Origin of the sequence: Arthrobacter sp. PAMC 25486, from assembly GCF_000785535.1 — a bacterium.
GTDB lineage: Bacteria > Actinomycetota > Actinomycetes > Actinomycetales > Micrococcaceae > Specibacter.
Genome location: NZ_CP007595.1, coordinates 3,554,774 through 3,578,867, shown reverse-complemented (window position 1 = coordinate 3,578,867; position 24,094 = coordinate 3,554,774). Strand labels below are relative to the sequence as shown.

The 24,094-nt window shown below is 56.6% G+C and carries 22 protein-coding genes and 2 pseudogenes; 15 read left to right on the top strand and 9 right to left on the bottom strand.

Annotated elements, in window-relative coordinates; genetic code table 11:
* Window positions 1-5: 5 nt before the first annotated feature.
* The 4 genes from art_RS16275 (at window position 6) to art_RS16260 (ending at window position 4,134) form a co-directional block, all read left to right on the top strand.
* Window positions 6-1,052, top strand: coding sequence for an amidohydrolase family protein (locus art_RS16275; RefSeq protein ID WP_216699546.1), 1,047 nt, complete (start codon window positions 6-8; stop codon window positions 1,050-1,052).
* A 334-nt stretch (window positions 1,053-1,386) separates the two neighbouring features.
* The gene (locus art_RS16270; RefSeq protein ID WP_253901384.1) at window positions 1,387-1,887 is read left to right on the top strand and encodes an N-acetyltransferase; all 501 of its coding nucleotides are present in this window, start codon (window positions 1,387-1,389) and stop codon (window positions 1,885-1,887) included.
* Between the two features lie 307 nt (window positions 1,888-2,194).
* Window positions 2,195-2,710: a hypothetical protein gene (locus art_RS22365; protein WP_157875317.1), complete on the top strand. Its 516-nt coding sequence runs from the start codon at window positions 2,195-2,197 to the stop codon at window positions 2,708-2,710.
* Window positions 2,711-3,366: 656 nt separating this feature from the next.
* Entirely contained in the window at window positions 3,367-4,134 is a 768-nt protein-coding gene (locus art_RS16260) for a transposase (RefSeq protein WP_082000359.1), read from the top strand.
* Window positions 4,135-4,156: 22 nt separating this feature from the next.
* Here art_RS16260 and art_RS16255 read toward each other — a convergent pair whose 3' ends face one another.
* The 5 genes from art_RS16255 to art_RS16235 form a co-directional block, all read right to left on the bottom strand.
* Window positions 4,157-4,837, bottom strand: a complete 681-nt coding sequence (locus tag art_RS16255) for an HAD family phosphatase (RefSeq protein ID WP_052136665.1) — start codon at window positions 4,835-4,837, stop codon at window positions 4,157-4,159.
* 5 nt (window positions 4,838-4,842) lie between these two features.
* The gene (locus art_RS16250; RefSeq protein ID WP_038466510.1) at window positions 4,843-5,892 is read right to left on the bottom strand and encodes an NAD(P)-dependent alcohol dehydrogenase; all 1,050 of its coding nucleotides are present in this window, start codon (window positions 5,890-5,892) and stop codon (window positions 4,843-4,845) included.
* Between the two features lie 30 nt (window positions 5,893-5,922).
* Window positions 5,923-6,819 (bottom strand): carbohydrate ABC transporter permease, encoded by an 897-nt coding sequence (locus art_RS16245; RefSeq protein ID WP_052136664.1) that lies wholly within the window; start codon window positions 6,817-6,819, stop codon window positions 5,923-5,925.
* On the bottom strand, window positions 6,816-7,676 hold the full coding sequence (locus tag art_RS16240; RefSeq protein ID WP_038466507.1) for a carbohydrate ABC transporter permease: 861 nt from the start codon (window positions 7,674-7,676) through the stop codon (window positions 6,816-6,818). The genes art_RS16245 and art_RS16240 overlap by 4 nt, the downstream gene beginning before the upstream one ends.
* Window positions 7,677-7,760: 84 nt before the next feature.
* Window positions 7,761-9,146 carry a sugar ABC transporter substrate-binding protein gene (locus tag art_RS16235; protein WP_082000358.1) on the bottom strand — a complete coding sequence of 462 codons (1,386 nt, stop codon included), beginning with the start codon at window positions 9,144-9,146 and terminating at the stop codon, window positions 7,761-7,763.
* Between the two features lie 101 nt (window positions 9,147-9,247).
* On the opposite strand from art_RS16235, the gene art_RS16230 reads away from it, so the two are divergent.
* Together art_RS16230 and art_RS16225 are read left to right on the top strand one after the other, a co-directional pair.
* Window positions 9,248-10,186, top strand: a complete 939-nt coding sequence (locus art_RS16230; RefSeq protein ID WP_157875316.1) for a sugar-binding transcriptional regulator — start codon at window positions 9,248-9,250, stop codon at window positions 10,184-10,186.
* Between the two features lie 576 nt (window positions 10,187-10,762).
* Window positions 10,763-11,125, top strand: coding sequence for a hypothetical protein (locus tag art_RS16225; protein WP_082000357.1), 363 nt, complete (start codon window positions 10,763-10,765; stop codon window positions 11,123-11,125).
* Window positions 11,126-11,143: 18 nt separating this feature from the next.
* Here the strand turns inward: art_RS16225 and art_RS16220 are convergent.
* Window positions 11,144-11,497 (bottom strand): annotated as a pseudogene (locus art_RS16220) (IS21 family transposase); the annotation flags it as partial.
* Window positions 11,498-12,175: 678 nt separating this feature from the next.
* On the opposite strand from art_RS16220, the pseudogene art_RS21795 reads away from it, so the two are divergent.
* From art_RS21795 to art_RS16205, 3 genes and pseudogenes are all read left to right on the top strand, one after another.
* Window positions 12,176-12,424, top strand: a pseudogene (locus tag art_RS21795) (transposase); the annotation flags it as partial.
* A gap of 554 nt (window positions 12,425-12,978) precedes the next feature.
* Window positions 12,979-13,614 carry a hypothetical protein gene (locus art_RS22550; RefSeq protein ID WP_038466496.1) on the top strand — a complete coding sequence of 212 codons (636 nt, stop codon included), beginning with the start codon at window positions 12,979-12,981 and terminating at the stop codon, window positions 13,612-13,614.
* Window positions 13,615-13,835: 221 nt separating this feature from the next.
* Window positions 13,836-14,351: a hypothetical protein gene (locus tag art_RS16205; RefSeq protein WP_052136661.1), complete on the top strand. Its 516-nt coding sequence runs from the start codon at window positions 13,836-13,838 to the stop codon at window positions 14,349-14,351.
* Between the two features lie 11 nt (window positions 14,352-14,362).
* Here the strand turns inward: art_RS16205 and art_RS22355 are convergent, their stop codons facing one another.
* Window positions 14,363-14,515, bottom strand: a complete 153-nt coding sequence (locus tag art_RS22355; protein ID WP_157875314.1) for a hypothetical protein — start codon at window positions 14,513-14,515, stop codon at window positions 14,363-14,365.
* A 66-nt stretch (window positions 14,516-14,581) separates the two neighbouring features.
* Here art_RS22355 and art_RS16200 point away from each other — a divergent pair, with 66 nt between their 5' ends.
* Window positions 14,582-14,842 (top strand): hypothetical protein, encoded by a 261-nt coding sequence (locus art_RS16200; RefSeq protein ID WP_038466493.1) that lies wholly within the window; start codon window positions 14,582-14,584, stop codon window positions 14,840-14,842.
* A 69-nt stretch (window positions 14,843-14,911) separates the two neighbouring features.
* Complete coding sequence (locus art_RS16195; RefSeq protein ID WP_157875313.1) at window positions 14,912-15,256, top strand: hypothetical protein; 345 nt, start codon at window positions 14,912-14,914, stop codon at window positions 15,254-15,256.
* On the opposite strand, the gene art_RS16190 is transcribed toward art_RS16195, so the two are convergent.
* Window positions 15,245-15,814, bottom strand: coding sequence for a recombinase family protein (locus tag art_RS16190; RefSeq protein ID WP_038466487.1), 570 nt, complete (start codon window positions 15,812-15,814; stop codon window positions 15,245-15,247). The genes art_RS16195 and art_RS16190 overlap by 12 nt on opposite strands.
* 1,137 nt (window positions 15,815-16,951) lie before the next feature.
* On the opposite strand from art_RS16190, the gene art_RS22350 reads away from it, so the two are divergent.
* Window positions 16,952-17,152 carry a hypothetical protein gene (locus tag art_RS22350; protein ID WP_157875312.1) on the top strand — a complete coding sequence of 67 codons (201 nt, stop codon included), beginning with the start codon at window positions 16,952-16,954 and terminating at the stop codon, window positions 17,150-17,152.
* A gap of 665 nt (window positions 17,153-17,817) precedes the next feature.
* On the opposite strand, the gene art_RS22345 is transcribed toward art_RS22350, so the two are convergent.
* A complete protein-coding gene (locus art_RS22345; protein WP_157875311.1) occupies window positions 17,818-18,150 on the bottom strand; it encodes a hypothetical protein in 333 nt (110 codons plus the stop codon).
* A gap of 736 nt (window positions 18,151-18,886) precedes the next feature.
* Between art_RS22345 and art_RS16180 the strand changes: the two genes are divergently transcribed.
* From art_RS16180 to art_RS22340, 3 genes are all read left to right on the top strand, one after another.
* Window positions 18,887-19,258 (top strand): hypothetical protein, encoded by a 372-nt coding sequence (locus tag art_RS16180; protein WP_038466482.1) that lies wholly within the window; start codon window positions 18,887-18,889, stop codon window positions 19,256-19,258.
* A gap of 97 nt (window positions 19,259-19,355) precedes the next feature.
* A complete protein-coding gene (locus art_RS16175; RefSeq protein WP_157875310.1) occupies window positions 19,356-19,640 on the top strand; it encodes a hypothetical protein in 285 nt (94 codons plus the stop codon).
* A gap of 584 nt (window positions 19,641-20,224) precedes the next feature.
* Window positions 20,225-23,707 carry a hypothetical protein gene (locus art_RS22340; protein ID WP_157875309.1) on the top strand — a complete coding sequence of 1,161 codons (3,483 nt, stop codon included), beginning with the start codon at window positions 20,225-20,227 and terminating at the stop codon, window positions 23,705-23,707.
* Window positions 23,708-24,094 lie beyond the last annotated feature (387 nt).

Sequence of the window (24,094 nt, the reverse complement as noted above, 5' to 3'; positions counted from 1 at the left end):
CAGAGATGAATAAGCAAATGACGAATGGGCGCCCCACTGTTCAGGGCCTGTCGATCGTTGACTTCCACCTGCATTTCCGTATGCCCCACGATCCTCTCACCCGGGCCCTGGCGGGCGGTCAGTTTGGTACGGAGTCCGTCACAGCAAGGGATGCCTGTGACGGGTTCGACGTCGGTCAGGCTATCCGTGCGCAAGCCGTCGCCCAGACGTCGGCGGAATGGCGCCGAAGTTGGGATTTTGCTGATCCGGAACCTCTCGCCGCCGATGCCGGTTGGGAGGTGGAAGCGGACCGGTGGAAGTCTGAGTTGGATACGAACGGAATCGAGTATGCCGCCTTTGTCACTGCCGGCGGGGATGACTCCATGAGTGCTTTGGTGGACCGCGGTGATGGCCGGTTCTTGGGGATGGCTGCCATGTCCGACCCTTTTGCTCCGGGCTCCGCCGCGGCATTTGAGGACGGCGTCACACAGGGCGGGCTCCGCGGGCTAAAGCTCTTTGCACCACTAGCATCGGCGCGTATGGACGACGAGGCGGCAGATCCCGTCTGGGAGGTCGCCGCACGGAATCAGGTACCCGTACTGATCCATTTCGGCCATTGCGGTTCAGCCGGCGGCATTGCCCACAACGCTTTCAGCAATCCGGCCACCTTGGAACGAGCTGCAAAGCGGTTCCCGGATGTTACCTTTGTCATCCCACATTTTGGGATCCAGCACGTCCAAGAGGTGCTCTTTTTGATGTGGGCCTGCCCGAACGTAATCGTGGATACCTCTGGATCAAACCAGTGGGTCAGATATATGGCCCAACGTCTCACTTTGGAAGATTTGTTTCGCCGTTTTTACGAGACAATGGGTCCGGAACGGATCGTCTTTGGATCGGATTCTTCCTGGTTTCCTCGAGGTTTCGCCCGCCGCTATCTGACTGACCAGTTAAGAATTTGTTGGGAAATGGGGATGCCCGAAACTGACATCCAGCAGATATTCGGCGGAAATGCGGCGGGCCTGCTCAAAATCGATGGGTGGCAGCCAGCGACATCGGATGGGCTTGAAGCCTAGGTTCCGGAGCTCAGAGAGTTCACCGCGGTCACAGCAAACCTCGCCACATCGGGTTGGCACCAACTGACATTGCGCTGCCCAGTGTCCCTGAGTCTGGTGAGGTTGTGCGACGTGGATATCGGTCTTCCGAGCACCTAGTTACCTCTTGACGCTGGGCGGTGCAATGGAATCCCCACTCAGGGGACTTGCCGTTTCTTCCGCCCGTTTACCCGAAAGAGTCCTCGCCATGCGCATACGACCGTTCCACCCGATTGACATTCCCGGCCTCTATGACGTGTGCCTACGCACAGGCGATTCAGGCCAAGACGCTACAAAGTTATACACCAATCCCCACATGCTGGGTCAAATCTTCGCTGGCCCTTATCCGGCCGCGGATCCCGATCTAGCATTCGTACTGATCGACTCGCAGGGCTTAGCTGGCTACATTGTTGCAACCGCGGACACCAACGCTTTCGAGCAGTGGTGCGAAGAAAACTGGTGGCCTGCCTTGCGCGAACAATACCCGGCCAGCATGGCCATAGATACTGTCGACGGGAACCAGGACTGGCGACGCATTCAGGCCATCCATGCGGCAAGCCCGACGCAGGACGAACTCCTTAAGGACTACCCGGCACATCTGCACATCAACTTGATCCCACGGGCCCAAGGCGCCGGCGCAGGTCGCGCGCTCATCCAAATAATGATCGCAGCCCTACGCCAGCGCGGCGTGACCGGACTGCACCTTGGAGTCGGATCAGGCAACCCCGACGCCCGGAAGTTCTATCTAGCCATGGGATTTAGGGAGGCCCGCGTGCGGGACGGGGGTTCAACCATGGTTCTTACTCTCCGGACCTAACCGTAAAAAGACGGCAACAAACACTGAGGATCGCTCATCTTGGTGGTTCCACTAGCCCTCGTGGCGCAGCCATTGTCAGTCGGCGGCCGTGTACCTCTAGAGCCAAGCATCGACGTTGGCCACGCGACGCTGGTTCCCTGGGGCCGTCTTCCACTCTGCACGCAGGGGCTCAGGGCTCACCACGTCAACAAGCTCGCGAATGACATCTCAAACCACGCATGAGGAACAGTTCTACGATGAATAATGCCGGTCCCTCGATGTCTACCAAAGGCACTGGGACACATATCGGGCAGAGTTGGGAGACCTCTTGTTGGAGCTAAACCACCGCCTTGCCGAGTTCGCCAGCTGCCAGTCGGACGCGGGCCCCGAAAACTGGGCAACCACCTACCGCCAGATGGCCCTCTATGACCTCGCCGCGGACGTCGAGCTCGGCTTCTTCCTCGCCTATTACCGCAATCTCACCATCCCCGGCATCGCCACATCCTTGCACGAAAACGGCGAAATCGTCGAACGCCCCATGAAGCGCTCCTACGACACCGCCATCGTCACCTACGAGCTCATCACCAACGGCCTCAACAGCGACCGCCACGTGATTCGACTGCTCAACCATGCCCACCGCCATGTCCCCGGCAACCCGGACGATTTCCTCCACGTCCCTCCTCACCCTGCTCGTCGTCCCCATCCGCTGGGCCCGCACACATGCATGGCGGGCGCCGACGCTGGCGGAGGAAACCGCAGCAACCCGTTTCTACCAAGAGCTCGGCGCCCGCATGAACATCGCAGACATCCCCGCAACATTCCAGGACGCGGAGGGGTTCTTTGACAACTACGAGCGAGGCAACATTGCCCACTCCCCCGCCGGCGCACAGCTGATGGCCAGCACCCTCCAAGTCCTCATGTCCAGACTCCCCGCGCCAGCCAGACCAGTGACCAGTGACCAGACATATGCTTGCCGCCATGTTCGACGACGAACGTCTCACCGAGGCTCGTGTCCCACCTGGCAACGCAGTAACTTGCTGTGAAACCAGAAGGTAAAGAATAGACCTTCTTGACCATGCCCGAGTAAATGATTTCGCCCAACGACCGGTGCTGGGCTGGTCCAAACCCGACCCATCCAGCAAATGAATGAGTGGAACAGACCGGATCCCGTTCCGCACCTACGGAGCAACATGAGCCAAAGTCAGCGGCACTCTCAGGAAAACAGGCGGCTGGACATTCGAACCGATATTGCTTGTTGGCATATGCAGTCTAAATTTTCCGGTCCAATGCAGGTAGAAAAGTATCGTCGCAGGTCAGAGGCGCATTCGGCATCTAACACATATCAATAGTTCTCAACGTTTTACACCCCGCTGTCCCGTCAGGGGTCCACTTCGGGCTGTCAATAGGCTGTTTTCTTCTGTTCCTGCGTAGTGAGCTTGCAACAATGAATGATACAAAATACTCTCCACTTTGCACTGATTAGGATGAGTTTCGTATGACGTGGTGGAAGCTCCCGCCCGTCGGCTGCGCGGCCTCGAACACAGCCAAACAGTCATCAATATTGTGCCTCTCATTTCACTCACGATTCGCTCCGAGTATGGTACCGAGGCGACCTCGATGTATTGGGCGTTACTTCAGAATGACGTACTTGACGTAGTTAGAATGCTCCTTAACCTGATCCGATACGTCGATATTCTGTACTTTGTCGGTGCCCGGAATGAACCGTTTGCGGCCGGTGGCTTCTTTTCCTGCCTCCACAATGGGGTATGCGTACCGAAGTATGCTGTCGTTGATCGAATGATAGTTGTAGACGGCTTCGTAGACGGCCTGGTCATCATTGCCGAAACCGGTGGCGACATGCGCGTATTCCCGACCTCGGCCCAACTCGCCGCCTGGTCCGGAGTCGCCCCCGGCAACAACGAGTCCGCGGGCCGGCACAAGCCAGCTTCCGTCAGGAAAGGCAACGCATACCTGAAGGGAGCCCTCGGCCTGACGGCACTGAACATTGCCAAACAGAAGAAACAGAAGAAAGGTTTCCTCTCCGATCGATACCGGCGCCTAGCCAACCGACGAGGCAACTCCCGCGCCATCGTTGCCATGGAACACACCGTCATCACCGCCGCCTGGAAAATCCTCAAGAACAGTGTCTTCTACGAGGAGCCACCCATCAAGCGCTTCACCCAAGCCAACAAGGACAGAGCCCGCCAACGAGCCATTAAGGAACTAGAACAGCAAGGGTACGAAGTTATCATCACCCTTGCTGCCTAACTCACTTTATTTACGTATCAGGTTAATCAATCGGGATCAGTCGCACTCGAAGGCTGCCGTCATGCCCGACGACGACGGTGGCCTCCGCCAGTGTAGCGAGCACCGCATCTGCGTGGGGAAGGAGTTCAGCCGCCGTCGCGGTTCCCACCAGGCCGACGGCGCGGCACCCCGCAGCCCGGGCGGAACGCAGTCCCGCGACGGTATCTTCAAAGGCGACCGGCAGGATGCCGTTCCGTGCCCAGCGAATTCCTGCCAGGTACGGCTCGGGATCCGGTTTGCCGTGCGCGACGTCATCGCCCGAGACGAGCAATGTAGGCACCGGGATGCCTCCAGCGGCCAGCCTCGCCAGGGCGACGAGGCGTGCAGCAGATGTCACAACTGCCCATTTTTCCACAGGCACCGCTGTCAGGAGTTCGAGCGCCCCGAGTAGCGGGGTGACAGGGACTCGTGGACTCTGCTCGAGTTCGCTCAAGCGCAGCAACGCCGCCGGTATTCGCTCTTCGGGAATGAGTGCGGCGGCCAGATCCTGGGCGGTTCGGCCGTGAAACGACTCTCCGTCGGGAATAGCCACTCCTTCCTCGGCAGCCCATTCGTACCAGGCTTGTTCCACCGCAGCGATGGAGTCCAGGAGCGTTCCGTCCATGTCGAAGAGGAACTCGCTGACCTCCCACTCGATCGTTTTCTGCGCGTCAACATCGATCATGGGAATCAACCGGCCCGCACGTCCGTGAGCGCAGGGATGACCATTGTCTTGATCGCCATTGGATCCTTCTTGGACTTCATAAGCGATTCTTCGACGTCCTGGAGACCGTATCTCCCCGTGACGATACCATCCACGCTCACGGCGCCCGAAGCCAGCAGGGCGATCGCAGTCGGCCAAGTGTTCACGTAACGGAACGTCCCAGTCAGGTTGATCTCGCGGTGCTGGAACATCGCGATAGGAACATTAAGTTCTTCCCCGCCCATTCCCACCAGGCAGGCGGTCCCACCACGCTTGACGGCCGGGAAAGCGGAAAGGATGGCCCGGGCGTTTCCGGAGGCGTCGATGAAGACGTCGAAGTATTCCTCGTAGTCTTCCAAGCCACCCGTGGTGGGATCGAAGGCGACGTCGGCCCCGTGCGTCAAGGCGAACTCCCGACGGTGGGAAATAGGGTCGCTGATCACTACCTCGGTGGCGCCGAGCGCCTTGGCCACCTGGATGTTCATGATGCCGATGGGACCGGCTCCCGTGATGAGGACCTTATCCCCGGCCTTCACTCCGGCACGACGGGCCGCGTGGACAGCGACGGACAGCGGCTCCACCAGTGCAGCCTGCTCGTCGGTGATCCTGTCCGGAATCGCATGGGCGAAGTCATCGTCCACTATTACGTACTCAGAGAAGGAACCATCAACAGGCCACGCTCCGTAGAACAGGATGTCGCGGCACAAGTGATAGCGGCCGGTCTTGCAGAATTCGCACTTCCGGCACGGTGTCTGAGGTTCCACGGCCACGCGGATTCCCACACGCCCGCTATCTACCCCCTCGCCTACGGCGACGATCTCGCCCGCGGTTTCGTGACCGAGTACAATCGGCCCCTTGACGATGATGTCGCCGATAGCGCCCGTCTCATAGAAGTGGGTATCCGACCCGCAGACGCCCACTGCTGTTACTCGAACCAGCACCTGGCCCCGCTGCGGTTCCGGAATGGCAACTGTTTTGAGTTCGATGGTCTTGGGTGCCGTCAGAACGCTGGCACGCATGGTGGAAGGGATCGACATTGGAAGATGTCCTTTCGAAAAGTGAAGAGGTTAGCCCTTGACAGTGCCGGCGGTTAAGCCACCGACAATCCAGCGCAGGGAGAAGAGTGCGAAGAGAATTCCGGGAATCATGGAGACAACAGTCGCCGCCGCCATGGGACCCCAATCGATGGATTGGTAGGAGATGTACTGCTGGATGCCAGTAGTGATCACCTGAGTGTTCTTCCCGCTGAGCACTAGCGGCAGCGTGTAGCTGTTCCAGGCCCAGATGAAGGAGAGCATCAAGCTGGCACCGAGGCCCGGCGCGATCAGCCGAAACAAGACATGCCGGAAAGCTGTCCAACGGTTTCCACCGTCGATGGCCACCGCTTCTTCCAGTTCCACCGGGAGGTCTTCGATGAAGGACCGGAGCATCCATACCAGCATCGGCAGGGTGACAAGCTGGTATGCCAGGATCAGGCCCAAGTAGTTGTCGTACAAACCGGCCTTCTGGAAGATCAGGTACAGCGGCAGGATGATCAGCAACTCCGGGGCGAACCGCAGGGACAGGAGGCCGAACGCGATGTTTTCTTTACCGCGGAACTTGAACCGGGCAAGGGCGTAAGCCGCAGGAAGGCCGATCAGCAAAGTCAGGACCAGCGACCCCAGCGTAACGATCACTGAATTCATAAAAGGATTCATGAAGGCACTGCCGCTTAGGACCTCCGCATAGTTTTCTAGTGTGGGAACGAAGATGAACTTCGGCGGATAGACCACGATGTCACCCGGGATCTTGAAGGACATCATCAGGATCCAGACGATAGGTGCAAGCGCAAAAACCGTCCAGAACGTTAGGACCGCGACGGCCACACCCTGTTTGAGTTTCTTGGAGCGTTTCCGTCGCGATGCGCCGCCGAACTGGGAAGGCCGTTGGGTACGCGGCGCATCCTGGATAGTGGTGTGGCTCATGAGAGTGCCTCCTTGCGACGGGCCTTCAAGAGAAAGAAAGAAATCAGGTAGCAGAGCAGCCAGAGGATGACCAGCGAAGCCATCGCGGCGCCGAAGTTTAGGTTCCGGATGCCGTCTAAGTAGGCCAAGACGTGCAGGTTGGTGGTTGCGTCCACCGGTCCGCCTTTGGTGGTGGTGTAAATGATGTCAAACATCTTCAGCGAGTCGATCCCACGGAAGGTGACGATGACTACGAGGACGGGCATCAGCATCGGCAGGGTTACGGAGATGAAGTTCCGTATAGGTCCTGCTCCATCCATGGCAGAAGCCTCGCTGAGTTCCATGGGAACGCTCTTCAGGCCGGCCTGGGCCAGGAGTATGACGAAGGGGGTAAAGATCCAGACATCGATGAGAATCACTGACCAGAGGGCGCTGTCTGGCCCGCTGAGCCAAAGTAGCTTCTGTGAACCCACCGCTTCCAGCAGCCAGTTCACCACACCGTTTTCGGTCAACATAACCTTCCACATGAGTGCGGCGATCACGGGCGGAAGGAGCAGCGGCAGGACGATCAGTAGACGGAAGGTGTTGCCGATCCGGCCAACGTAGTTCAGCAGCATCGCCAACCCGATGCCGAATACGCATTCAAGGATCACCACAACGAAGGCGTAAGTTAGTGTGATGCCAATCGCGTGCAGCCCTTCTCCGGTTGAGAAAAGGTTGACGAAGTTCTGTCCCCAGTTAAACACCGGTGCGCCCCGGTTGAGACGATAGGAGGTGAAGGACCACCATGTTCCCGTGAGGAACGGGTAGAGAATCGCCACCAGCAGTGCTAGTGCGGGCAGGAGCAATAGGTAGGGAAGAGATGGTTTGTGTTTCATGGGTCCCTTTGAGTATGGCCACCCTGCCCGAAGCGGTACGCTCGTTTTCACGTTGGCGCGGACCGCTCCGGTGCGTCGGCAGGGTTATTTGATGACGGCGTCGATCTTCTTTGCAGCCTCATTCAGGGCGTCCACAACGGATGCCTGCCCGAGGATTGCAGACTGAATGGAGGTGGCCCAGATATCCCCCGCGTTGGTCCATGTGGACGAAGGGGAGTACTGCCAGGATGCGTACTTGGAGAGGATTTCCTTCCAGACCTTGTTGTAGTCGCCCCAGTCAGCGGTGGCCTTTGCCATTTCCGGGCTGTCGGCCACGGAGATGCGGGTGGGGTTCATGTTCCCCGTGGCGATGGACGCCGTCAGGATTTCCTTAGACGTAGCCCACTGGATGAACTGCCAAGCGGCGTCCTTGTTCTTGGACGCTGCATTCATGCCTAGGGACCAGAGCCACAGGCTGGAGGCACGGCCCTTGGGCCCCTCGGGAGGTAGGGCGTAGCCGACCTTACCGGCAATGGCACTTCCATCCTTCTCGAAGTCGGGGGCCATATGGTCGGCGTCAATGTAGAACGCCGATGTTCCGGATAGGAAGTCTTGCTGCGCCTCGTACCAGGTATAGGTGGCGGCCGCTTTGGGGGCAGTCTGCATGAGCTCCACCCACTTGTTGACGGCCTCGATGCCTTCCGGCGAGTTGACTGTTGCCTTTCCGTTCGTGATGTCTTTGACGCCGTACGCACCCGCGAAAGTGGAGAAAGGGTTCAGCGTAGGATATGTCTTGTCACCGCGACTGACGAAGCCGGATATTTTCTTGCCGTCGAACTGTGTGCCATTGAGCTTCTGTGCCGCGGCGATGAGTTCATCGATGGTCTGTGGGACGACGATCTGGTTCGCCTCAAGGATGTCCTTGCGATAAAAAAGCGCGTATCCTTCCTCGTTGGCCGGGATGGCCCAAAGCCCGCCCTTGCCGCCTCCGCCGAAGTCCGTCTTGTCCCAGCGTTCGGCGCTGAGCAAGGCCGGAAAGAAGTCCTTCACGTCATAATCCGGTGCAGTGTGCTTGGCATCGTCAATCCAAGGCTGCAGGTCTTCGATCCAGTCAGCGGCGGCGTACTGATAGTTCATCGGCTGGGAAGTCATGAAGGCGTCGTAGGCACCGGATCCGGACTGCAGCTCGGTCAGGATCTTGACCATATAGTCCGACTCACTGAGTGTTTCAAGGCTTACCTTGATCCCGGTCTTCTTTTCGAAATCGCCCAGATGCGACTTGAGTGCGGCGGAAAGCGGGTGCTCACTCATGAGCAGATTGAGGTTCTGCCCTTCGAAGTTCCGCCATCCGAACGAACTGACTTCACTTTTGGTGGAGCCTGTGCCCGTTCCTGGCGAACACGCGGCGAGGGTGGCGGTGGTCGCCAGTGCGGTCACGGCCAGCTGTATCAAGCGGCGGCGGCTGGGCTGAAAACTTGGAACTTCCATCATGTACTCCCTTGGACTTGTGGTCTTTCCGTCAGCGCCAGGCGCCGTCGGGTACTAATGAAAAGAATAGTGATGCCGCTCACCATATGGTTTATGATGCTCAGGTGAGCAAGTCATTGAAAATGGAAGAACAAGTTCAGTACGTCTACGCTGCCATTCAGCACCTCAAGGTGGGGCGGTCAACGGTGGAGATAGCCGAGGAACTGGGGGTTTCGCGCTTTATGGTTGGGCGCATGGTGAAGTACGCCCGGGAGCACGGGCTGGTGGAGGTGACGTCGCGCCTCCAGGAACCCATTGATGCCACGCTTTCCAAGGTCTTGGCGTCCCGCTACGGCCTGCAGTCAGCCATTGTCTGTATACCGGCGGCACATGGTGATGAAGCCGCCCGCGTCTCGATCGCCACTGTGGCATCGAAGCTGCTGACGGAACTCATCGACGAAGACGACATTGTCGGCTTGGGCCCAGGACGGACGATCATCGAAACCTGCTCCAGGATCAAGGACGCACCGAACTGCGACCTGGTCCAGCTCACTGGTGTCGCCTCGACCGACTACGACAACCTTCGGGTCATTATGGAGCTGGGCAGGGTAACCAAGGGCCACATGTACCCGCTTCATTCGCCCTTCATCGCCACGGATCCAATGGCGGCCCAGATGATCAAAAGCCAGCCGGGCGTCCGGCAGGCCCTCCAGCGGATGGACCACCTGGACAAGGCCGTCTTCACAGTGGGCGGGTGGCCCCACAGCTCGCTCCTTGCAACGCTCCTTGATGAGATGGGAGAGCTGACCCCGCTGTTGGAGCAGGGAGTGACCGCGGAAATTGGAACTACCCTCCTCGACGAACGAGGCAGCGAACTCCACCTGCTGGACAGCCGAATGATCGGAATCACCACGCAGCAGTTGTCCACCGTACCGGTCAAGATGGCTCTCGGAGGGGGGCCCGGCAAGGAACGTGCCCTGATTGCTGCACTGAATTCAGGACTCGTCGACGTTCTGGTCACCGACGCGGGTACAGCTCATGCGGCCTTGGCAGCCAGCAAGTAGCGATCCCCGGCCGCCAGACCAGGCGTGATACCCCTTCGTCGCGGATGACTTTTTCCACTGATCCAGTGTCCGCCCCGACTACACCGACGAAGCGACGGCCCTCACGCCGCCGCCATGGCCGGGGCAACCGGCTCCGGGGAGTAGAGAGCGGCATTGACGAGGAAGAACTGCGTTGCACCAGTCAACCGCCATAATTAGCGATTCAATCACCACGGCGAAGGTTTGACGACCCTGGCCATGCCCTGCTGAAGCTTTCCCTCCAAGGGCCCGGTCCTGGGCTGCTCCACACCGGCCCGTCCAACCCAAAGAATGAGGTGTGTTAGCTGCAACTTTAAACTGACCATAGACGGCATTTTAGATTGACCGTTCGCGGCAGTGGTTTTGACCAGTGGCTGCAAGAGTTTTGACCAGTAGTTCGCTGCTCTCTGGCTGCTGGGTGTGCTGGGATTCCCTTGTTCATCCCCCGTGTCTTTACGGGGAGAGCCCCTTCCTTCGGGGTGAAATGACGATGCCAATCGTTTCAATTTCACCCATGTGGGAAGGAAGGGGCTTATTTTGAAGTCTCCAGGAGAGTTCATGGAAATTTTAGCTGCTTATGACATGACCCAGTCGTACCGGGGTGCCGCGGAGGTTTGCGGTGTCTCACACAACACGGTCCGTTCGTATGTGAAAGCACGGACTGCCGGTGCGCAGGCGCCGATCGCATGCAAGCGTGGCAGGATCACTGACCCGTACCTGCCGGCGATGACACAGCTGGTAGAACAGTCGCGCGGGAAGATCCGCGGCGACGTTGTTCACGACAAGCTCGTTGATCTGGGCTACACCGGCTCGATCCGCACGACCCGCTATGTGCTGGCCGGGTTGAAATCAAAGTACCGGGCCCAGAACGCCCGTGTTCACCGGCCATGGTCTGTGGCCCCAGGGCTGTGGCTTTTATGAAGAATTCTTCATAAAAGCCCAGCCGCCAGGCTGGGTCACCCACGGCCGGTGCACGCGCACCCACCCGAGCTTCCATGCGGCCTTGACCTGGGCCACGGCGCGGCGGGTGGAACGCTCCGAGCCTTCGTAGCCCATGCCTACCAGCTTCTGGTGGGTGACATCGGCCCGGATCCGGCCCCGCGTCTTATCCACGAGCTCCTCGATCACGGGCAGGTATTCGTCGGTGACCTTGTCCCGTGCCACTGGTTCCGCCATCGGTCGGCCGGCATTACGGGCGGCGACGTGCTTGGCCACGGTGTGGTGCGAGCAGCCCGCGAGCACGGCCGCGGCGCGAAACGACTGCGTGTCTTCATACGCTTCAAGAATTTCCATGATTTCTCCGTCATTATGCCGATATCGGCATAACCGTCAGACTTCATACAGCGCCACTTCCTGGTTTGTTTTGGTGCGACTAGACACCGACATCAAACCCCAGGAAGGGGCTCCCGCCGTTAAGAACACGGCGAGGCTAGTAAAAAGAGTGGGCAGATCTCATGGCCACCAATGGGCATTTCTACTGGCCATCAGTGGGCAGTTATGTGGCCGCCTATGGGCAGTTTTTCATGGCCGCTAACACCGGTATCCACAACGGCGACTTGGACGGGCCCGGGACGACATGGTTGAATGGCGGAGTGCCAAAGACCCGGTTTGGGGGTCAGTGGCAGCGTCGTCCCTCTCCTGGCTACTGTATTTTGCTGCGTTTTTCTCTCGTCTGCACTCCTAAACCGTAAATTGACCGCAGAAGAAGAATGTAAGGAGAACCGAATGATCCTATTCCTGAACAGCATCATCGTACTTGTTGGAAATATCGGAAGTAGCTTGGTGGCGACGCTGCTCACTGCCAAATCATCCCCCTCTGCCCGTCATGTACAGACGCGGCTTTCGGTACCAGGCGCGGGTCAACCCGGCGTTTAACTTCGTCACTTCGTAAACACCGGCGATCGCCACGAATCAGGAACACGGCCAGCTCGCCGATCTGGACGTCCGCCACCGGCTCAGGCACACCGTGAGGACCGGATCCGCAACGCCAAGGACACCGACTTCGCGAACCTGCCGTTCAAGTCCTTCACCGCCAACGAATTATGGTGCCATGTGGTCGTGATCGCCACTGAAATCATCACCTGGGCACAGATGATCGGCTTCATTGACACCAAGGTCCGCCGGTGGGAACCCAAGAAGCTCCGGGCCAGGCTCTTTGAAATCGGCGGGAAACTCGCCAAACAACCCTGCATCTGGCCTCGACAGCGCCAGAGTGTATAGCAGAGGCTTTTGGTAGCAGGTGTGTAATCTCGTGACTTCGTAGACACCTAATCTCGTCTCTTCGGAGACGCCGGGGCTCATGGGGGTTGGATCGACCCACACCCGCTACCGAAAGCCTCGTCTAAACAAATAGATCAGGGCCAACAACCTCGGAGAGGTTGTTGGTGGTGGTGGTCATGTTCTCAGTAGCACGGGAAGTGTTCATATAAGTCTCTATGCGCCCGACCCGTCGACGGGTGCACAATTTTGCGCCGGTCTGAAAGCCAAGACATCACCGACGAAAGAAGACGGATTATCGGTGAGAGCCATCGAACCTGCCGTACACATAATGGCTACCTCGTTGGCTCGGGGTGCTGGTGGCAGGTGAGGTGTTCCGGTTCCGCAAGGCGTTGCAATAACAAATGGTGCATCTCGAAGCCCCGTCCGATTGTCGGACGGGGCTTCTTTCATTCAGCACCACCACAACGCTCCCCTCAACGTCCCCCGCAGCGATCACCCAGACTTCGGATGGCTGAGTGGGTGGCTGAAAGGTGGGCCACCGCTACTGTGGTGACATGGCCTCACAACAAAAGCCCCGGATCGTGTACATCATCTGGGGGCTCGGCGGTTTCACGCTCGGCGCATGCATCGCCTTACTGGTACTCAAGAAACTGGACCCCGACTGGGTTGTAGCCACAGGAACCTGGTTCGGTGGCGTCGCCACCGTCCTTACGCTCCTGTGGGCTGTCAGGGCATTCCGGTCCGACCAAGCCGAACGGGAGCGGACTCGCAGAGATGAGAACGAGAGGGATATGAGTGACGCCGTCCAGCGAGCCAATGAAGCCCAAGCCGAAGCCAACAATGTTTCCGTGGCGTTGAAGGGTGGCGCTGCCACCGGCACCCCGCCCGACCAGATGATGACAAGCTTCAACCTTGTGATTCAAAACAATTCAAATCACCCCACGAACATAAAAAACATCACCCTCGACCCCGGCCTTAGGCTCATGGCACAACCGGAGGCCGGCTTCTCAATTCCAGCTGACGATTCGATTAGCCAACACATTCGGATTGTTGACATTCCAATCCACCCGGGGGACCTGAGTGGTCAACCAATAACTCGTTTCACGGCCCAGATCACCTATCGCCTCAATGGTCGCACCTGGCGCCGCGACTCAGACAGCGACCAGGCTATCGCTGTTGACGGAACCTGAACGATCACCAACAGCCCCCTCATCAGCCCCCATCCGCCAACCTCATCGTTCACCGACGCGTTCACCACAGGTGCCGGTGAGAGGGGCTGGTGTCTGCTGTTATGGGCGGTCAACACGGACGGTGAGCAGCTCTGAAGTAGACTCCAGCATGTACTGTCCAAACCTTTGGCAGCCAATTCCCTACCCTGCGTTCGCTGACTTCAACCGATCGGAGCCTGATCTTGGCCAAGCTGAAAACATTCAACTACCTCGATCTCGTGTCCGCCGGGTTCAAAGGCTTCGAGCCCTTCGACAGCATCCGCCAGCAACAGGCGCAAGGGGATGGCGGCATCCCGCAGTCCCCCGGGGTCTACCTGGTGATGCGGATCAGCCATGAAGCACCCACCTTCCTCGCAAAGGGTTTCGGCGGACAGCACAAGCACTACCCGAAGAACGTCCCCGTTGCCGAGCTCGCCCTCAACTGGGTGCCCGGCGCTTCGGTCCTCTACTTCGGCAAGGCGAGCCAACGCAAAAACGGCGGAGGTCTCTACGACAGGATCAACGAATACGCCGTCGCCGGCAGGGACCAGAAACACAAACACCAGGGTGGACAATACATCTGGCAGATGGCCGACGCGAAGGAACTCCTCGTGGCATGGAAGGTCACTCCCGCCGGCACCGAGGAGCAGCTCGAAAGTTCGCTTATCGCCGCATTCGCAGAGAGGTACGGCAAGATCCCCTTTGCCAACCGGAGGTAGGAATCTTGAGGTCAGCCCCGATCCACACGCATGTTCAACGGCCGGGTTCCCTCTTGCAATCCCTGATGCAACGCGACATAGCCAGCCGCATAGTTCTTGGCCTCGGCTTCGACGTACGCAATCTCACCGTTTTCGATTGTCTCTACTGCTCCTCTGATCTTCATGCCTCCACCATAGGCCACCATCAAGAGTCGTTTCGAATGTCCGTACCCCGGAGGATAATGCCATGCATGAATAAATTCGATCCAGACTCATCCGCCCTCATGATGGCAATCATCGACGCAGAGCGAAAACATCCGAAACAGGAAGAGCTCCCAACGGTTCGCTTCCCCGCCTGGAAACAGCCACAGATAAAGTTCAACGGCCAGGCTGGCGTCGCGGTTGGCTGGACGCGGTCGTATGGCCTGGTGCAGTTTGTGGACAGTGGCGGCGAACAGCGGTTGGAGTGGGTGGCGGCGGGGTTGATTAAGAGGGTATGGAAGTTGGAGTGATTCCCGAGGCCTGTGGATAAGTTGTCCGAGCGGGAGCAAAACGGGGACGCGGCTGGGTAGGCTTGGAGCATGGAATTTTATGTGCCCCTCGCAGACACCCCCGAAGACAGCGAAACCCTCTATCAGGAACTCGCAGCCCTCTACAAAGGAACCCCAGCCCAATTTGACGAGCGAGTACGGTTGATCCGTTGGAGTCATAACGGCGAGGAACACGTAGCGGAAGTAGGCAAGGGCATAAAGGCCACGAAGCCCCTGAGCGCCCGCGACGCAGCGCGCGTCCTAGCAATCTACCAAGGAGATCCTTGGGTGATTGTCCGCGAACCAGGAAGATCCAAGTGGAACGACTCAGTCCTGGCAGGACCTCGGACGGTTAAAGAGGCGCAGTTTTTTGATCAGCGCGCGTCAGATCTGTGAGCGTGCCTCCCTCAAGGCCTTATAGACAGTCTCCCTGCTAACCCCGAACAACTCAGCCAGTGCTGTCTTCTTCTCCCCCGCCGCCGCGCGCCGGCAAACCTCAGCGGCCTGTTCGTCGTTCAGCGCCCGTGCGCGCCCTCTATATACACCGCGGATCTTGGCCAATGCGATGCCTTCCCTCTGCCTGCTGAGAATATGTGATCTTTCAAACTCAGCTACCGCGCCCATTACGGAAAGCAAAAGCTGTCCCATTGCGCTGCCGTCGCCGTCGAATGTCAAGGCCTCTTTTACGAACTCCACGCGCACGCCGCGGTCATTGAGCTCTCGAACCAGGCGCCTCAAGTCCTCGAGGTTCCTGGCTAGACGATCCATGCTGTGCACCAGGAGAGTATCGCCCTCACGAACATAGGCCAGCATTTCCTGTAGTTGAGGCCGCGCGGTGTCTTTTCCGGATGCCTTGTCGGTGAACGTCCGGTCCACCGCAACGCCGTCCAGCTGGCGATCCGTATTTTGGTCGAAACTCGAAACTCTCACATGTGCAACCCGCTGACCGCTCATTGCCCCTCAATTCTCGAAAGTGTCCAGTTAGGGTCTAGACCCTGGGCCGGAAGTGTCAATCAATTCCAGGAGGACCCTAGATTGACACTTTGACCGCATAGGGCCTGACGTCAATTTAGGGTGTACCCCTGATGGGCACCATGTGTGCGGATGGAGGCGCTGAGGTCCCCATCCTCTCTGCGAAGGTCCGGCAAAGAATTCTCTCTACAAAAAGTACGGCCCCGAGTAGTATTCGGTTATGGAATACTGTCACTGCGGGCGCCAAGCAAAAATCCGCTGTACATCCTGCGGGAATCTTGTTTGCGACAGACATTCAGGCTTCGCACCGACAAACGGGCAAAGAGTGACAGTTTCGAAGCTGGTTTGCTCGTCGTGTATAGCGAAAGCAGCCGAGGCCTCAGAGTTGATGGAGCTAAACTCAGTTCTCAACCGAACGGGTATCCTACGCGTCGTCGCCGCACTTAGCGCAACGGGTGGGCTGACTGATCAAGGATTCGCGCGTTACCGTGGCCTTGGAGTGGAGTTCCGCACCAGCTCACCTTGGGAAGAAGTCAAAAGCCTATACCGCGATTTCCCAATAAGGGATGCCCGCACCTCGTATTTCCTGTGGGTACGCACCACCACGATGTTTGGATCCACGGCGAATATTCACGATATCGGCGAAGTACCTGGGATCCCCATGTTCACTTACTCATCGGAGGGCTATACGACATACGTGGGGCGTGTGACCCCCAACGGATCCGTTCTTCCTCCTTGGACATCAGACGGTTCCAATAAACACCAGGTTACCTCGGATTCAAGCTCAGACGGTTGGACCGGTAGCGGCGTTGGGTACAACCTTTAAGGGCCTTCAAAACTGTTAGGGAGTACCGAAGCGTCATCCTCCAATACTCTCAAGCTCGCCCGTCTTTTTACTACAGCGACGCAAGAGTCAAGCCTCTCATGACCTCGATCTTCGAAGTATGGAGGTGGCATGCCACTGGTATTGCTATTCCCGACGACCTCAGGCAACGATGACAACTTTCTTGTACGGCGCGAAGAGTTTTCTACGCACGTGACTGGCTCAAGTCGGCTCATCTATTCGGGCCCGAAAAAACCGGCCATTACGTCCCGTCTACGTGAGCTACGGTCGTGCGTATGAACTTCGAAGAAGAAGAAGAAGAAGAAGAAATCGAGCGCTTGGCGAAAGCCCACAGGATGGACGCGTCAGCCCAGGATGCGAGAGCCGACCAGATTTACCAGAAAGGTCTCGAGAACCTTGAAGAGGCTGTCTCAATTTCAAAAAATCCTCTGGAACCAGATGTAGTGCCGAGCCCCAATCCACCAGCTGGATGCTGATCGATGGCTTGGGGATGCCGTCCTAGTCCCTTGCGGTCACGGCGACTTCATCCTATTCCTGAGTTGTTCGGATTCGCTCGCGGCCGGTCGCTTTCACCGCTACGTCTGGACACGAACCGTCGGAAGCCGTGTATCACACCGCTATCCGTGAGACCGTCCTGCTGGTGCGCTCCACAGCAACAAACGGCTGGTCTCCCTCAACGGGCAGTGTGCCAGCTCAGTCTGAAAGGGGCTATTCGCATGGAGTCAATCTTCAAGGTCGGCGTCCAAATACCCGGCCAGCGCTAACAGGGTCTCTCGTACGTTGGCCACCGAAATCCAAACGATGGATCCATCAGGATGCTTTTCTCCAGTGCGTTGCCCAGGTCAGCGCCACGTCCGTCAGGATCTTGCTCAGGTTGTGCGTGGCGAACGGCTTGCGCGACGGCCCAATTACTTCCGACAGAACCGCCACAATCCCGGAGACCTCGAGCGTTTCCTTCCGGATGTCCCCGCCGCCGACGGCATCACCTCGAACAGCAGCGCAAAGCTGGCCGTTTTGATCGTTTGAATGTGCTCGTGAACAGGAAGAGGAAATGTTGTATGTTGCCTACTCTTTCCCAATCAGATGCACCTTTCAGGCACCAGGCAACTCCGCACAGTCACGCTGTCATGGAATCTCCAGGCTAATTAAGTGCATCCCGAACCTGCTCGGCCCACTGGGTACTCTTGGAGAGTGAAAGTGTATTCTTTACGCCACCCCATGCACGACTCAAGCCCGCGTCACCCAATGCGACGATGTGCACCTCTCGCAGTGCACCTCGGTCGAAAACATAAAATTGAATTGCCGCATGACCGGCAAGGCCCTTTCTCTGGGCAAGAAATTCGAGATCTGCACGCTCATCGAGCACCGTGGAATTGACGGGGCCAATGTCCGCCTTGGCCATGACAGACTGCACCTTTTGTTTAATCTGACTAACAGTAAGATCAGTCGTCAGTCGATACTCGTTGCTTTTCACGAAACACTCACATCCTTTATTTTATAATCAACCCATCGGTGCCATACTATTTCCAGAATGTCCAAATTGATGCATGCAGGCAACAATGACTAATGAAATTCATCCACACCCATTAACAATCCAGCATGGAAAAAACAAGAGATATCTAGATCAGTGAATGCGCGGACCGTTTCGCCGCAGTACCTGCCCCTAGGTCGGGGGCGGTTAGCTAGAGGGTACTTGACCCCCAACCTCCCGCCCCCGAGCCAGCCTAGTCAGCCTAGTCAGCCTAGTCAGCTCTAGCCGCAATAGATTACAGCCTAAGAGCACTTTCCAAAACTGCAACTGTGATTGGACGTGGGAATATTGTGCACAATTGCCTCATTGCACGCTGGACAACGTCCATTGGTGTTGTTTACCTTATTTTGACACGCACACGCCATATTAACTAAGCCTCCTAGTCGGATAACGCAATTAAATACGATTCAATCTTCGTCACTTGAAAGCCAGGAAGTCTACCGACCGCAAATACCGGCGAGTACTTGTCAAGAGAATTTTCCATACCGCCAGACGTCCTGCCTAATACAGAAGTTAGCAGTATGAGTTCATCATGTAAAGAGCCCCCATTTCGCGAGCACTTTAGATGAGTCTCGTCGCACACTTGACACACATACCCCTTCGGCTGAGACTTAGTACGACTCTTGTGCCTAAGCGAACATGTGCAAGAAACGCAATTGGTTCAAGAATCCAGCGGTCAATGGACTTTTCGTGCGGGGCTGCCGCCACCTTCAACGACAGGAGCATTGCGATGATCCTTATCTTTTCTGACGAACATGCCGGACAGATCCTTGAAGAGGTCGGCCAACTTCAACGGCAAATCGAGGCCGGTCAGGGGCTTGACGTGGCCAGCCAGGAAGTATCGACAAGAGCACGCGCTGTCATCGAGTATTTTCTGTCATGCGGATCTACAAACGTCTTCAAGCCACTCGTCGAACCACTTATGCAGTGGGGCATCTACTCACTTGCACCCAAATTCCTCACCGATGAATCATTGCAAGGCAAACAGTACAGGGCCGTTTACGACGCGATTTCCAGTATTTATGCGGACTACAAGCACCTAGCCTCATAGGGCAGGTCCGTAAAACCCAACGGACGTAGTTTCCAGGGGCAGTCGAAGGGCTCGAACTACGATCAAAATCGCCGACAGTGCTTCGAAGGAGAAATGTTTGCGCAACGTGATCTATCTTGATAGATCCTTATTGATAGCTAACTTTAAAGAAAAGGTAGTGGATAACTTGGCTGATAACATTGCAAACGCACGGATCAAGCTCAATGCGCAAAGAAAGGCCGTCGCTGAACACATTGAGAAATGGCGCGAACACAGGGAACCGTATGAGAAGGCGTTCGCTCTGAAGACAATAGCCAATGCGCAAGGCTTCATCAAGAAGATCAAGGAATCTCACCCGAGCCTGCAGAACGACCATGCCAACGAAGACACATGGCGCCCGTAGTTTGCGGGCTATGTCCAAATTTTCGTGATTATTTACAATCCTTAGTCGCAATATTGTAGAGGGATATCACTGGCCATCATTACAGAAGGCTCGATATACCTTATATCTTTAGAAGCACCTCTAAATAAATAAAAATACGAAAAGCCACAAGTGTTCCGACTTGATGGTCCATCCTTCCAGCAAGGCTCATAAATTCTTCCCTATAGCAAGTTAGGAGGTATTGAAATGGCGGAAACAGGATCTTCCTCTCGCTCAGGCGATTACACCGAGGTTCACAAGTGTCGTCACTGTCAAAGAGCATTCTGGGCTAAACGATCTTGGAATGGGGTTACAGTGACTTGCCCGACCTGCGGAAAAGACAACTGATTTAGGACGATCGACACGAGATGTCGTCGAGCGGCTCCAACCCTGATTCATGGGAGCCGCTCAATTATTTTCGTTTGTACGAGGCAACGGAATCCGCGACTCTAACCCCTTGCGTGCTTCCAAACCGATACTGCTTCCGGTCACCTCGACTCGTGTGGTCGAGGCAAATTGCCTATGACCTGGACTTCAATTCAATGTAGCGACCAGCGGAGTTGACCATGGGATTTCTTGACGACCACGACACCTCGAAGTTAGGTGAAGAAGGTGTCGAAAAACGTGGCAGCCAGACTGCCAACGTCCGCGATCCCGGCCTGGCAGCGGATGATCCACGCCAGCTGCTATTTGGACTCCTCTCGGATTGCGGGCTTAGCATCGTATTGTCCGGGCAGGTTACAGCTGATGTCGTCATTTCTCGAGCAGCCCAACTGATGCCCATCCTTCGGCGCTCCACTCACATCGGACGCGGATTTCTGAAGTTAAATCAGGATCCAAACACCGTGTGGACTGCCGTCGAAGGTTCTAGGGGATCCGCAGTAATCGTCTTCTGTGCCCCAGATTCCGATAACAATCTTATTTTCAAAGAAATCACGCTACCGCTTGATTCAGTCGCTCCTCCGCTCAGCCGCGAATTGGTTACGCTTGGTTCAACAGTTCCAGAAGTTGCTGACATCATAGACGGGGCTGACATCGCACCAGTTTGGGAGCAACTGGAGTTTCGTGCAATTGGCGATGGCGATTTCTCGGTTATGCCGGCATCGATTCGGCGGGCCGCTCGATCATGGAATCGCATCGGTGCGAACCTGTACAAGAAGCAATTGGATTTAACCAATGGCGATGAGGTTGACATCTATCTGGGATTGTACAATAATCATCCTTCTTTGTTCACGAATACCGGTGAAAACGCCAATAGCAAGCTGAAGTTCATACAAAAACTTGTCGATACAAAACTGTATTCCTTCGAGGAATGGGACGAAACGTCGGTTCTAATGCGCCACCTTGCTCCTGGGACGGACCATGCAGTCCTTGATCAATTGGCAGAAACCATGGCCAACGACTTTGTCAACACCTTTGCAGATGTGCGCAATGCCTTGTTGACGGAGATTCCTTCTGAGCCGGAGTCTGCATCAATCTGGGCCAGAATTGAAATGACCCCCGCCGGTAGCTTTCCCGTACTGCCTGCCGAGGGGCCTAGCCCCGCAGGGGAGTTCTCGTTCGTTGAGAGAGTGCGTGAATCGTATCCCGAAGACAGTTCCGCTTTTGATTCAATCAACCGTGCGGCCCAAACACTGCGCGAAGAACGCGGGGCGTGTCTCTCACATTCGTGGCGGAACGATCGGGGCTTCCCACTCTCTCCCTCAAGGATTACGGTCACTTCGGCTAGCCATGACAGCAAAACTGGCCGCATAGTAGCCGCAGGCCACCCAGCCCATGAAATGTGGGATCTACCGCCAGCTCTTGATCTTGGGGCCATAGATGGGCGGAATTTATCTGCCACCGACGAATGGCCTAGCGGGGGCCTGTTGTGGCCAGCCAATAGACTCTATATTGGGTCATCAAAGACCAATATGCTTGTGCCCTTCGACTGCGATGCAAATGTTATTTCCGTTGATCTGGACAGCAAGACGTCGGCTATTGCAACATTCGAGCAGGTCGACGGACGGTCGGGTTCCATATCAATTCGCGGCAATGACGGCCGCCGGCGTTTCCTTACGGGTATGGAGACGCTTGTTGGAAACGAAGTTCTTCGATTCAGCGGTGACGGAGAATGGCTACTACTAACACAAGGCCTAGCGTCAACTCTCGTGGAGACAGCGACGGGGAGATGGCTTGCACTTGCTTTTGGCAATGCAGCATGGTGGCCGGGAGAAGACTCGTGCCTTTTAACTATCGTGAACGAGAACGGTGCCTCCGTTCCTCGTCTTTTCAGCCTTGAGACCAATGAATGGATTCACACATTTCCTGCAATCGAGTTGGACACACCGCTATTGCCCGATTATTCCAAATTGTGGATGCCGGTAGTATCGCCGGACTCAGCTGAAGTTCTTCTGGAGACGACTGCAGGCGTGACACCGGAGTTCCAGCACCAGCACGGAACCGGCAGCCGACTGGCTCGGGTTACTCTTGCGGATGGCAAAGGATCTTTGGTGCACGATGCATTCCTTGACGGTACGCAGACACTGGAACGTGATGTTCAAGATGCAAGATGGATCATCGATGCAACTGGCCGAAGAGTCCGTCTTCACCCGCAACTACACAACCGACTAAATCAACCGATTCTCAACGCCGGAAACATCACCGATGACCGGTCGGCGGACACTGCAGAGCAAATCGTGGTGCTCAGTCTCAACAAAGCTGTTGAACGCACCAAAGCAGGGCTGGCAATTGGGACACTCATGCCCGACATCTTGGCTTCTCTTAGAACCATGGCAAAAGCGCCCGAAGTATGGGAACGGCAGTCTGAATGGCTGGTCAGTGTTCATGAGCAAGTTGCCACATTCGTCACCAACGGCACAGTTGCGGGCTCCAACGCGACGACCTGGAAACATTTTTGTCGCGCGATCGCCGCGATTCAGTCCAAGAAGGTCGACAGGATCGACCCTCTTGTAGCGATCTGGAGTCCAGGCATCGTGCCGGAGAACGCTCCCGTACGTCCAGCTCCATTGAGTACTAAAGAATCCGCTGAATCGCCCATCCAGCAGTACGCGCCCGCATTAACGGATTACGCAGGGTCGGATGAAATTAGACAAGCCACACCATTGACTACTGCACGGGTGTCTGAGGTTCCTTTCGCGGAGAATCCTGCCATCAACCCACAGCAGGTGATGTCCGAAGGGGGCGCCTTGCCGGTTGCTCGTAGACGTTCGGCAATGTGGCTTGGTCTCATTGCCGTAGTTCTACTGTCGCTTCTGGTCTCCTATGCAATCGGAAGGAGCTCTGGGACTTCACCCGCACCCGTGCAGCCCCCGGCTGCCGAAGGAAATGCACACCCGATAGCCCCGCCGGCTATCCAGACCAATTCAGCAACAGAGGAGTCTGCCGTGCCAGCAGCACCCACTCGCAGCTTTGCCGACTCTGCGTACTGTCGGGGCGAGGGCACCTTGGTTTGGATCGGCGGCTCCGCAACGTTTAGGGGTGCTTTCTGCAAAATCAATGGGAACCTCACCTATATCGGTCTCAATCGCGATCTGGGTGGGACAGTAACCCTCGATGCAATTCAAGACGACAACGGATTCACTGCAGTTCATCCCGATGCCACGTACAGATACACCGCGGAAAGTATCACGGTAACAACAGCAACGAAAACCTTCGATGAGCCCACAACTGTGTGGCTGGCGGCCGATGCGCCCGACCTCAATCACCCTGGAGATCTAGGACTGGAGATACCAATTACCTATCCGGCGTGCGACGATTCCGCAATTGTCGTGTTCGGGACGGCTTGGGACCCAGGTTCAAACGCCGAGAAAGTCCAAACCCTGCTTCAAGCACATCCCGGGGCGTCATATCTCCGTACCGACCTGTCATGTGCCAGTTTTACTGGGCCGTCCACAAACAACAGCGGAGGACAGTACATATATGCCGTATACGACAACTACGGACACGACGCAAGCGGTGCATGCCAACTTACAAGGAGTCTTGGCACCTATGGTCGCTGGCTCAACAACGCCCGCACTCCTGCCGAAAGCGCCTTAAACTGCAACTAACCGAAACATTTTTCCTGCCGTCGAGGAACAGCTCAGCCAGATCATCCGGTACTGCTCACGCCCAAGTACGCTCACCAGCACAATTGGCCAATCTACGGCTACCCAAGCCAGGAGACTCCCATTGAAGGAGCCAGCAAAGCAACAAACAAGCCCACGTCCGAGCGTCATCCCACCGACCGGGAATCCGGGAAATTCGAACCGAAACAGCCCACGCTGAACGGTCGTAATTACAACCGCATGTAAATACCAACGAATATTATCGCCGCAGGTCAGAGCATGTGGAGTACTCAAAACCCATCATCACTTATCAACGTTTATGAACCCCGCTGTCATGCCATCGGTCTATTTCGGGTTGCCAATAGGCTCTTTTGACCAGTTTCTGCATGG

What these genes read in the sequence shown, in the direction of transcription:
- art_RS16225 (WP_082000357.1), top strand. Translation starts at nt 10,763, where the DNA reads ATGGAAATTTTAGCTGCTTATGACATGACCCAGTCGTACCGGGGTGCC.
- art_RS16235 (WP_082000358.1), bottom strand. Translation starts at nt 9,146, where the DNA reads ATGATGGAAGTTCCAAGTTTTCAGCCCAGCCGCCGCCGCTTGATACAG.
- art_RS22550 (WP_038466496.1), top strand. Translation starts at nt 12,979, where the DNA reads ATGGCCTCACAACAAAAGCCCCGGATCGTGTACATCATCTGGGGGCTC.
- art_RS22350 (WP_157875312.1), top strand. Translation starts at nt 16,952, where the DNA reads ATGAACTTCGAAGAAGAAGAAGAAGAAGAAGAAATCGAGCGCTTGGCG.
- art_RS22355 (WP_157875314.1), bottom strand. Translation starts at nt 14,515, where the DNA reads ATGAAGATCAGAGGAGCAGTAGAGACAATCGAAAACGGTGAGATTGCG.
- art_RS16200 (WP_038466493.1), top strand. Translation starts at nt 14,582, where the DNA reads ATGAATAAATTCGATCCAGACTCATCCGCCCTCATGATGGCAATCATC.
- art_RS16275 (WP_216699546.1), top strand. Translation starts at nt 6, where the DNA reads ATGAATAAGCAAATGACGAATGGGCGCCCCACTGTTCAGGGCCTGTCG.
- art_RS16180 (WP_038466482.1), top strand. Translation starts at nt 18,887, where the DNA reads ATGGACTTTTCGTGCGGGGCTGCCGCCACCTTCAACGACAGGAGCATT.
- art_RS16245 (WP_052136664.1), bottom strand. Translation starts at nt 6,819, where the DNA reads ATGAGCCACACCACTATCCAGGATGCGCCGCGTACCCAACGGCCTTCC.
- art_RS16195 (WP_157875313.1), top strand. Translation starts at nt 14,912, where the DNA reads ATGGAATTTTATGTGCCCCTCGCAGACACCCCCGAAGACAGCGAAACC.
- art_RS16250 (WP_038466510.1), bottom strand. Translation starts at nt 5,892, where the DNA reads ATGTCGATCCCTTCCACCATGCGTGCCAGCGTTCTGACGGCACCCAAG.
- art_RS16255 (WP_052136665.1), bottom strand. Translation starts at nt 4,837, where the DNA reads ATGATCGATGTTGACGCGCAGAAAACGATCGAGTGGGAGGTCAGCGAG.
- art_RS16190 (WP_038466487.1), bottom strand. Translation starts at nt 15,814, where the DNA reads ATGAGCGGTCAGCGGGTTGCACATGTGAGAGTTTCGAGTTTCGACCAA.
- art_RS16240 (WP_038466507.1), bottom strand. Translation starts at nt 7,676, where the DNA reads ATGAAACACAAACCATCTCTTCCCTACCTATTGCTCCTGCCCGCACTA.
- art_RS16270 (WP_253901384.1), top strand. Translation starts at nt 1,387, where the DNA reads ATGCTGGGTCAAATCTTCGCTGGCCCTTATCCGGCCGCGGATCCCGAT.
- art_RS22340 (WP_157875309.1), top strand. Translation starts at nt 20,225, where the DNA reads ATGGGATTTCTTGACGACCACGACACCTCGAAGTTAGGTGAAGAAGGT.